This is a genomic window from Streptomyces olivochromogenes (assembly GCF_021538895.1).
GTDB lineage: Bacteria > Actinomycetota > Actinomycetes > Streptomycetales > Streptomycetaceae > Streptomyces > Streptomyces olivochromogenes_A.
In genome coordinates, this window is the sequence record NZ_JADDRL010000202.1 from 1 (window position 1) to 8,974 (window position 8,974).

Sequence of the window (8,974 nt, forward strand, 5' to 3'; positions counted from 1 at the left end):
ACGCCGCCGCGACGACCACCAGCAGGAACGGCACGAGCCGCGCCGGCCAGGTGCGGAGCCGGCCCCGCCACATGACGAGGACAGTCCCGGCTCCGAAGGTCGTCAACCACGCGACGAGCCCCGAACCTGCCCCGTCCGTGAGGACGATCAACGCGAGAAAGACGACGACCAGCGTCGCGACGGCGGCCAGGGCCAGCAGTAAGCGTCCGGCGAAGCGGACGAGACGTATGGCGGACGTGGGCACGGCGGACCTCCGATAGTTTCAGAACTCTGTTTCGGAACACTGTTTCAAAACGACGTTATCAAAGACGGTAGGCTGCTGACCGTGGGTAGGCCCAGAACAAACGACGAGGCCGTCAAAGAACGGCTTGTGGTGTTCGCGACCGAGATGCTCGCCACCCGTCCGCGGGAGTCGGTCACGGTCCGCGCCGTGGCCGCTGCTGCCGAGGCGTCGACGACGGCGGTGTACTCCTTGTTCGGTGGCAAGGATGGGCTGATCGGTGCGGTGCGCGACAGAGCCGTCGCCGGGCTGTTCCAGGACCTGTCGGCGGCGCAGACCTCCGCGGACCCTCTCGCCGACCTCTACGCGCTGGCCGTCGCCTACCGTCGTTGGGGGTGCGGACACAGCCACCTGTACGCGGTGCTGTTCGGCGGTGTGCAGTCCTTCGATCCGACGGGGGAGGCCGGTGCCAGTGACCCGATCCGTCCGCTCCTCGCGGCGATCGATCGTGCCCTGACGGCGTCCGTCCTCGCCGGCGACGCAACGGCGATCGCCCTGTCGATCTGGGGAACCCTGCACGGGCTCGTGACTCTCGAACTGGCCGGGGCCCTCGACGCCGCCACGGCCGAGTTCGCGTTCCGCTCGACGATTCACGCCACGCTGCGCGGATGGACGACCCCGGAGGTGTTCCGCGGTCTTCGCCAAGCCGAACTCGCCCGGCGACAGGATCAGGGCCGGTATCCGGGCTCTCCCGATCCTGGCTGAAGGAGTGGTGCGTCGTCGGTGAAGACCGGCATGCCAAGGTCAACCAGCCGCGGCCGGCCGTCAGTCGGAGCCCGTTTGAGGCTGTTGAGCTTGGCCATCGCGGCGTCGAAGCTGACGTGAAGACCTTCGACCTCACCGAGCCGGCCGTTGGCGCGGGCCTCGCGGATGCGCTCGCGGAGGTTCTGGATGATCTCCAGTAGGCGGGGCCGCCGGCGAGGATCCATCTGGAGGACCGGGCAACGGATGCAAACATGCTCGTGCTTGCAGGGGGTTCCGTAGGGTCGCCCGCAGGTGCCCAGTGACACCTTGCGGAGCTCGAAGTGCTGCTGGAACTCGCGCCATTCCTGCTCGATGGGTTCGCGATACTCCTCGTGCGGGCGACCCGCCCGGCGCCGATCGAGGAAGCCGCGGTAGGTGCGCACCAGGTCGTCCTGGAAGACCGCAAGGTATGCCTGAGTGGTGGTCAGCGTCTTGTGTCCGAGGATGCGGGCGGCGATGTGGACGGGCAGGCCGCCGGTGACGGCCTCGGTGGCGAACATCCTGCGGAAGTCGTGCGGTGTGTAGTTTCAGCGGCCGGCCTGCCTGGTCGCGCAGGCCCGTGGCTTCCACCGTTCGATCGAGCGAGTGCTTGACCGCGGCCTCGCTCATGACCTGCGGCCGCGTACGCTGCCGGGCCGGTTGTACCGGGCGACGAAATCGATCAGGTACCGGCGTACCGGCTCGACAGCCCGCCCTCCTCATCGAAGACCAGCCACGGCACCACGCCCGGTTCGCGGCCACATGCCCCGACCGTGGAAGGCGAATCGATCGGACATCGCGTGAGAACTCATCCAACCTTGCCGCGCTCCTTGCTCGTTCGGATGCGCAACATCTGGCGACTGGACCGACCGGGGGATGCGCCGTAGCCGGGCGAGTCGCCCGGTAGTCCGGTCAACGCCTCCGTGGCACCCACCCGCACGCGCCGCAGTCCCCGACCACCACAGCCACAGCGCCCGGCCGCCCGTGACTTCGCCCCCAGCCACCCGCGCCGTAATGCCTGCCCGCACACGCCGCAACACCCGCCCGCCCGGCCGGCCGTAGAACCCGCCCGCACAGGCCATGGCGTCCGCCCGCACGAGCCGCCGCGCCCAGTCACCCGAGCCGCGGCGCCCACCCGCACGCGCCGAAGTCCCCCACCGCACAGCCATAGAGTCCAGCCGCCCGTGACATCGTCGCCAGCCACCCGCGCCGTGATGCCTGCCCGCACACGCCGCAGCACCCGCCCGGCCGTAGAACGAACCCGGCCGCATCGGCCATGGCGTCCACCGCACCAGCCGCCGCGCCCAGTCACCCGTGCCGTAGCGCCTCCGAGCACCAGCCGCGACGCCCACCCGCACACGCCGCAGTCCCCCACCGCACAGCCATAGAGCCCGGCCGCCCATGACATCGTCGCCTGCCACCCGTGCCATGAAGCTCGGCCACACGCGCCACGGAGCTCGGCCACACGCGCCACGGCGCCAACGCACCCGTGCCGTACAACCCGCCCGCACAAGCCATCGCGCCAGCTCGGCCTCAGACCGAAGCCACCCGCAGTCCGAACGACACCAGTTCGCCGCGCCACTCCCCGGTCAGCGCCGCGGTGTCTGCTGTGCGGCCCGCTCGGCCCACCAGTTCGTGGATCATGCGTTCGGCCACGTCGCGTTCGTCGCCGTCGAGGAGCATCTCGCGCAGCAGCTCCGCGTCCCAGGCGTACTCGGGGCCGCCGTCGAGGAAGCCGCGCAATCGCCAAGCGGCGTGCAGGGCGCTCGCGTACGCCTCGTAGGCGGGGGCCAGTTCGTCGCGGCCCGCCAGCGCGGCGCCCATCAGCAGCGGGGCGCGCAGCGCGTACCAGCCGGCCCGGCAGCCGCTGTCGCAGCCGGACACGCACCTGCCGGGCCACGGGTCGTCGAGGTACGCCGCGGTCATCGCCTCGCGCGCGTACATGCCGACGCAGCGATCGGCCCGCAGTTCGTCCCAGTGCGCCCGCGCGGCACCGGTCAGCCCGGCGGCCAGCCGGTCCGCGCAGGCGACCGCCAGGTCACCGGCGAGCGTCGCGGTGTAGGCGCCGAAGCTCCGCGCGTCGCCGCCCCAGCCGCCGCGCTCGTGCTCGGCCGCGCGCGCCACGTGCAGGGCCGGCATCCCGCGCCGCACGGCCACGTTCTCGTGCACGTCGGCGCGCAACAGCATCGCGGTGTCCAGGAGTTCGAGCGCGGCGGCCGCGTCGACGGCGCGCGGGTCGTCGGGGGTGCCGCCCGCCGCGAGGTACCCGGTGAACAGCACCACGGGACGCACCCGTTCGCCGCCCGCCGCGACCAGTTCGGCCAGGGACTCGACCAGGACGGCGGCGCGGGCGTGCCCCGAGTGGCGCTGGTACTCGTCGTTCAGGAGGGAGCGCAGCCGGGCCTCGACGCGGTCCAGCATCTGCTCGCGCTGTCGCGCGGGAGCCGGCGTCCTGTGGTCCTGATCCGTGATCATGAGGGCCTCCTGCTGGGCTTACGGATTGCGACCGACCCTGCCGGATGCGTGACCCGCCCACAATGCGGGAAGCGGACGTTCCGCGTCGTCAGGAGGCCCACGGCAGGGGCATACGGCAACGTCCTGCCATACCCGCCGGCCGCGCGGCCCGACCTTGCCATGCGCTTGCCACAGCCATACGCCGCTTTAGCGCCATGGCCGTACATGGACACGCTGCTCGACACGCAGACCGGGCGCCGGCCCGGCCACCCGCTCGTCCTCAGGAGATCCCCATGGCGAACAACTCCTCCATGTCGAACAACTCCATGTCGAACAACAGCAACTCGAACGACGACAACAACATCAACAACAACATCAACAGCTCGGCGATGGCGAACGACGCCGACGCCCCGCGTCTGCAGAGCGTGACCGCCACGGACATCAACGCGCTCGCCGAGGACCTGTCGATCGTTGCCAACGACAACAACAGCAACAACAACGGCAACATCAACAACAACTCGAACAGCAACAACAACAGCAACAACAACGACAGCAACGCCAACAACAGCTTCAACAACTGACCGTGGCACGCCGGCGGGGCGGGGCACCACAGCCCGCCCCGCAGCACGCCCCGCAGCACAACGCACAGCACGACACGCAGCACCCGCACGACCTCACCGGCGACCCCCGTGCCGTCGCCGCCTACCGCGACGAGCGCCGGCGCCTCCAGCGCGAGGCCGTCCTCGGCACCGGTGAGCTGATCGAGACGCTGCTCGCCGAGCGCCGCGCCCGACTCGCCGCACTGCGGCAAGTGCCCTGGGTCCGGCGCTTGTTCGACGTCACGCACCGTCAGGTTCGACAGGTCATCGCGGCCCCCCGCTACGCGGCCGTGCTGCCGCTGCGCCGCCCCATGCTCGTGCACCTGGCCGAGCTGCCCCTCCCGCTGCCGGCCGACGACCTGATCCTGAGCCACCCCACCCACGCCCCGGCCGCCGAGATCCTCCCGGAGCTGCCCGAACTGCGGCCCTGGCGCGCGCGGGTGCTGCGCATCCTCGCCGAGTCCTCGCTGGCCGAGCGCGGCACGCCCTTCCGTACGGTCGGCCCGCCGCACGCCGCCGTGATCCTCGGCGCCGACGGACCCACCGTGGGGGCGCTGGCCGGAGTCGCCCACGAGCTGGGCCACTGCCTGTACGAGCGGGCCCGCCCGGGTACCGGCATCCGGGCCCGGCTCGCCTCGGAGCGCCTCGCGCACCGTCTGGAGGAGTGGCTCACGGCCGCGTATCTGCGGGAGCACGGCAGCCCCGAGGAGTGCCGCCGCTGGTGGCTCTACCAGCGTCAGGTCGACGCCTTCAACCTCCACTACTTCGAGCTGGAGCGCGCCCTGATGTACGAAGAGACGGACTCGGTCGAGGAGTTGACGACCGAGGCCGTCTCCGCGCTGCGCGAGTCCCTGTTCATCGTCCCGGGCTGTCAGGTGGTGTACGCGAGGGCGTCACTGGCCCGGCTGCCCGTCGGCGGCGCGCAGTGAGGCGGGCCGCTGGTCGGTCCACGCGCGGTCGATGTGGTCGAGCACGGCCTGCCGGGACGTTTCCGCGAGGGCCACGCGCCAGCCGGCGGGCACCTCGGCGGCGGCCGGCCACACCGAGTACTGGCCCTCGTCGTTGATCAGCGCCAGATAGTCGGCGTCGGGATTCTCGAACGGCGTACCGCTCATGGTCGTACTCCTTCTGTTTCTCGCGCCGGGTCCGGTGCTGTGGCTCACGCCAGGTCCAGCGCCTCGCTGAACGGCAGGTCGGCCGGCAGGTCCTGGCGGCGGGTGATGTTGAGCTTCCGGTAGACGCGGGTGAGGTGCTGTTCGACCGTGCTGACGGTGATGTACAGCTTCAGCGCGATCTCCCGGTTGGTGTGGCCGTGCACGGCGAGCAGCGCGACCCGCTTCTCCGACTCGCTGAGTTTCGCGTCGAGTTCGGCGTGCGTCGTCTGCCGGGCCCCCTCGGGCAGGTCGACGGCGCCGGCCCGGCCCGGCAGGATCCGCTCGCGCAGGGTCTGCGCGCCGCACTCCTTGGCCAGGTGCCAGGCGCGCCGGTTGACCATGTTGGCCCGGCCCGGGTCGCCGCACTCCTTGAACGCCTCGCCCAGGTCGGCCATGGCGTGCGCGAGTTCGAGCCGGTCGCCGGAGCGGCGCAGGTCGTCGACGGCGCGGGCGAGCAGCGCGGGCCGCTCGGCGGGCTCGCCGAGCGCCGCCTTCAGCCGGAGCGTGAGGCCGTTCACCCAGGGGTGGGCGAGGTCGCGCGAGGCGAGCTGGTCGGCGACCAGCCGGGAGGCCTGGCGGACCTCGCCGAGCTGGAGCAGCGCCTCGGCGGCGTAGGTCCGCCACGGGAGTACGACGGGACGGTCGAGGCCCCAGCGGCGCATGGCCCGTCCGATGTCGAGGTAATCGGCGAGCGCGGCCTGGTAGCGGTTGGTGGCGAAGTAGTAGGCGCCGCGCGCCTTCAGATGGGCGAGCAGGTGCAGGCTCCCGGTGAGCCGCTCCGGCTGCGGGCGGCACACCTCGCGCCCGGCGTCGTCGTGCCGGCCCATGGGGGTGCGGGCCGCGGCCAGGGTGGCGCCCGCCCAGCTGTGGAAGAGGCTGTCGTCGTGCTCGGGCACCGCGGCGCGGGCCTGCAGGGCGAGCGCCTCGGCGCCGGTCAGGTCGCCCTGGCGCAGCAGCGCCTCGGCCCGCACGAGCGCGAACACGGCCTGCCAGCCGGGCGCGCCGCGGCGGGCCGCCTCGTCCATGTAGGTCTGGGTCCAGGGCAGGGCGCGGCGCGGCCCGTCGAGGTGCAGCAGGGCGCGCAGCGCCTGTAGGACGGGGGCGAGGGTGGTCTCGGCGAGGCTGGTGCGCCGCAGCAGGGCCTCCGCGCTCTCCACGCCGCGCGTCGAACGCTCCCACTCGGGCACGCCCCAGAAGGCCACGGCCCAGCCCGGCCCCTGCCCGGTGGCGGGGGCGGAGTGCGTCGCCGTGGCCGTGGCCGCCGGGGACGTCCTGCGGGAGGTGTGCTCCCGTTGGCGGGGCAGGGTGACGGGCGGGGTGGGGCGCGCGGACCGGTGCGGGAAGGCGGACAGGCCGTCCAGCGGTACGTGCCGCGGGTCGTCCCACGAACTCCCCTCCCCCGTGGTCGTGTTGACACCGAGTTCCTGGAGCACCTCGGCGACCTCGTCGATCCGGCCCTGGGTGACCAGCAGGCGGGCGAGGCGGGCCGCGACGGCCGCCGGAAGCCGGTCGGCGCGCACGGCGTCGAGCGGCTCGGCCAGCTGCGCCTCGGCGGCGGCCGGGTCTACGGCGAGCTCCGCCGCGGCCAGCGCGGTGCGCAGCTCGGCGCTCTCCGTCTTGTCGTCGGTGCCGGCCAGGGCCGCCCGCAGGCACTCCAGGGCCCGGCGGTGGTCGCCGTCGGCGAGCAGCCGGTCCGCGGCGGCGCGCAGCACCGGTCCGGCCCAGGCGGGCGCCTGCCGGCCCGCGGCGAGCAGCTGTGCCGCGACGTCGGTGGCCGCGTGGCCCTGGGCGTGGGCGAGTTCGGCGGCTCTTCGGTGGCGGAGCGCGCGTGTCTCGGGGTCGAGATGGTCGAGTACGGCCATGCGGGCGGCGGGGTGCCGGAAGGCGGTGCCGTCCAGGAGGCCGGCGGCGTCCAGGGCGTCCAGGCAGGCCCGTACGTCGGCCTCGGGCAGGTCGAGCAGGCCGGCGATCGCGGGCGATGCGGCGAGGGTGCCGAGGACGGCGACGGCCGCCGCGACGTCCTCGGTACGGCCGCCGCAGCGCCGCAGACAGGCGAGGAAGGCCTGGACGAAGGCCCGCCCGGGCCCGCCGTCCTCGGTCAGCGCCCGCAGTAACAGCGGGTTCCCGCCGGTGAGCGCGTGCGCCTCGGCCGCGGTCGGGCGCGCGTCGGGGTCCCGCTCCAGGGCCGCCGCGACGTCCTGCCGGGTCAGCGGTTCGAGCCGTATCCGCACGAAGCCGGGCCGACGCAGCAGGTCGGTGCCGAGCTCCGGGTCGTCGGTGCGCTCGTGCAGCGATTCGGCGAACACGAGCAGGACCCTGGCCTGCCGCAGTCTGCCCGCCAGATGGAGCAGATAGCGGCGGGACGGCTCGTCGACGAGATGGAGGTCGTCGACGCAGATCGCCACCGGCGTGCGCTCGGCGAGCCGTCCCACCGCGGTGGCGAAGGCCTGGCGGGCCGCGATGCGTCCGGCCCCGGCCGTCGCCGCGTCGGGGTCGAGCGGTACGGCGTCGAACGCGCCCTCGGGGGCCGCGGCCGCCAACTGGCCCACCACTCCGAAGGGAATATGCCGCTCGGCCCTCGTCCCCTCCGCGCGCAGCAACAACACGCCGGCCCGCGCGGTCATTTCAGTTACGGATTCAATCAACTCCGTCTTACCGCAGCCCACCGCGCCCTCGACGAGCGCGATCCGGGCGGCCCCGTCGACCGCCTCCCGTACCGCGGATTCCAGCAAGCGGATTTGCTTTTCCCGATCCAGATACATCGCCGCCGCCTCACATCCCCCGTTGGTCAAGGAGCCGAAAATCCATCGGGAATTCCAGGCGTACTGCCGGAAACGTCCCCCAAGACTTTCTCCAGTCGCCCCCATGACTTCCCCAAGACAGCGCAAAGCAATTCCTTTGCGCGGGGCAACCGTCCTTCAAGACGCCAAGTCTACGAGGCCAGTTGGCCCGCCCCGGTGGCCGAAAGCTGCACGGCAGCAAGTCCCGTCCAAGGCCGCTCAGCGCGTCGTCGGGTCGCTGTCAAGCGGGCAGAATCCGCCGCGGGACGTCCCTGCGGTGGCCGGGTCGGCGCCACTCGCGGGGGTAGCCGACCGAGACCTCCTCGAAGCGCACGCCGTCGTGGAACGTCGTGCGGGGGATGTGCAGATGGCCGTACACGACCGCGGTGGCGCGGAACCGCAGGTGCCAGTCGGCGGTCAGCTCGGTGCCGCACCACTGGGCGAACTCGGGGTGGCGCAGGACGTCGGTGGGGGTGCGCACCAGCGGGAAGTGGTTGACCAGCACGGTCGGCAGGCTCGGGTCGCAGGCGGCGAGCCGCCGCTCGGTCTCGGCGACCCGCGCCCGGCACCAGGCGTCGCGGCTCGGGTACGGGTCGGGGTGCAGCAGGAACTCGTCGGTGCACACGACCCCGGCCGCGTAGGCCTGGTCCAGCGACTCCTGCCGGGTGGCGGCGGTGGGCGTGCGGAAGGTGTAGTCGTACAGGAGGAACAGCGGCGCCACGACGACGGGGCCGCCGGGCCCGCACCAGACCGGGTACGGGTCCTCCGGGGTGTGCACGCCGAGGCCCCGGCAGATCTCCACGAGCCGGCGGTAGCGGGCGTCGCCGCGCAGCTGCACGGGGTCCTCGTGGGCGGTCCACAGATCGTGGTTCCCGGGCGCCCACACGACCCGCGCCCACCGCTCGCTGAGCACGCCCAGCGCCCACTCCACGTCGGAGAGCAGCTCCCCCACGTCCCCCGCGACCACCAGCCAGTCCCCGGGCC

General features: G+C 72.7%; 8 protein-coding genes and 1 pseudogene. 3 read left to right on the top strand and 6 right to left on the bottom strand.

Annotated elements, in window-relative coordinates:
* Positions 1 to 244, bottom strand: a pseudogene (locus tag IPZ69_RS45180) (alpha/beta hydrolase); the annotation flags it as partial.
* Between the two features lie 81 nt (positions 245 to 325).
* Between IPZ69_RS45180 and IPZ69_RS45185 the strand changes: the two are divergent.
* A complete protein-coding gene (locus IPZ69_RS45185; protein ID WP_235460740.1) occupies positions 326 to 985 on the top strand; it encodes a TetR/AcrR family transcriptional regulator in 660 nt (219 codons plus the stop codon).
* On the opposite strand, the gene IPZ69_RS45190 is transcribed toward IPZ69_RS45185, so the two are convergent.
* Both IPZ69_RS45190 and IPZ69_RS45195 read right to left on the bottom strand, forming a co-directional pair.
* On the bottom strand, positions 949 to 1,524 hold the full coding sequence (locus tag IPZ69_RS45190) for an integrase (protein WP_235460741.1): 576 nt from the start codon (positions 1,522 to 1,524) through the stop codon (positions 949 to 951). The two genes, IPZ69_RS45185 and IPZ69_RS45190, sit on opposite strands and share 37 nt — an antisense overlap.
* Before the next feature lie 1,012 nt (positions 1,525 to 2,536).
* Positions 2,537 to 3,478: a polyprenyl synthetase family protein gene (locus IPZ69_RS45195; protein ID WP_235460742.1), complete on the bottom strand. Its 942-nt coding sequence runs from the start codon at positions 3,476 to 3,478 to the stop codon at positions 2,537 to 2,539.
* Positions 3,479 to 3,750: 272 nt separating this feature from the next.
* Here IPZ69_RS45195 and IPZ69_RS45200 point away from each other — a divergent pair, with 272 nt between their 5' ends.
* Together IPZ69_RS45200 and IPZ69_RS45205 are read left to right on the top strand one after the other, a co-directional pair.
* Positions 3,751 to 4,038 (top strand): hypothetical protein, encoded by a 288-nt coding sequence (locus tag IPZ69_RS45200; protein WP_235460743.1) that lies wholly within the window; start codon positions 3,751 to 3,753, stop codon positions 4,036 to 4,038.
* A 2-nt stretch (positions 4,039 to 4,040) separates the two neighbouring features.
* Positions 4,041 to 4,985 (top strand): hypothetical protein, encoded by a 945-nt coding sequence (locus IPZ69_RS45205; protein WP_235460744.1) that lies wholly within the window; start codon positions 4,041 to 4,043, stop codon positions 4,983 to 4,985.
* On the opposite strand, the gene IPZ69_RS45210 is transcribed toward IPZ69_RS45205, so the two are convergent.
* The 3 genes from IPZ69_RS45210 to IPZ69_RS45220 form a co-directional block, all read right to left on the bottom strand.
* On the bottom strand, positions 4,950 to 5,171 hold the full coding sequence (locus IPZ69_RS45210) for an MbtH family protein (protein ID WP_235460745.1): 222 nt from the start codon (positions 5,169 to 5,171) through the stop codon (positions 4,950 to 4,952). The genes IPZ69_RS45205 and IPZ69_RS45210 overlap by 36 nt on opposite strands.
* A gap of 44 nt (positions 5,172 to 5,215) precedes the next feature.
* Entirely contained in the window at positions 5,216 to 8,077 is a 2,862-nt protein-coding gene (locus tag IPZ69_RS45215) for a helix-turn-helix transcriptional regulator (RefSeq protein ID WP_308407615.1), read from the bottom strand.
* Positions 8,078 to 8,231: 154 nt separating this feature from the next.
* Positions 8,232 to 8,974 (bottom strand): metallophosphoesterase family protein (locus IPZ69_RS45220; protein WP_235460747.1); only part of this gene is annotated, 743 nt, incomplete at its 5' end.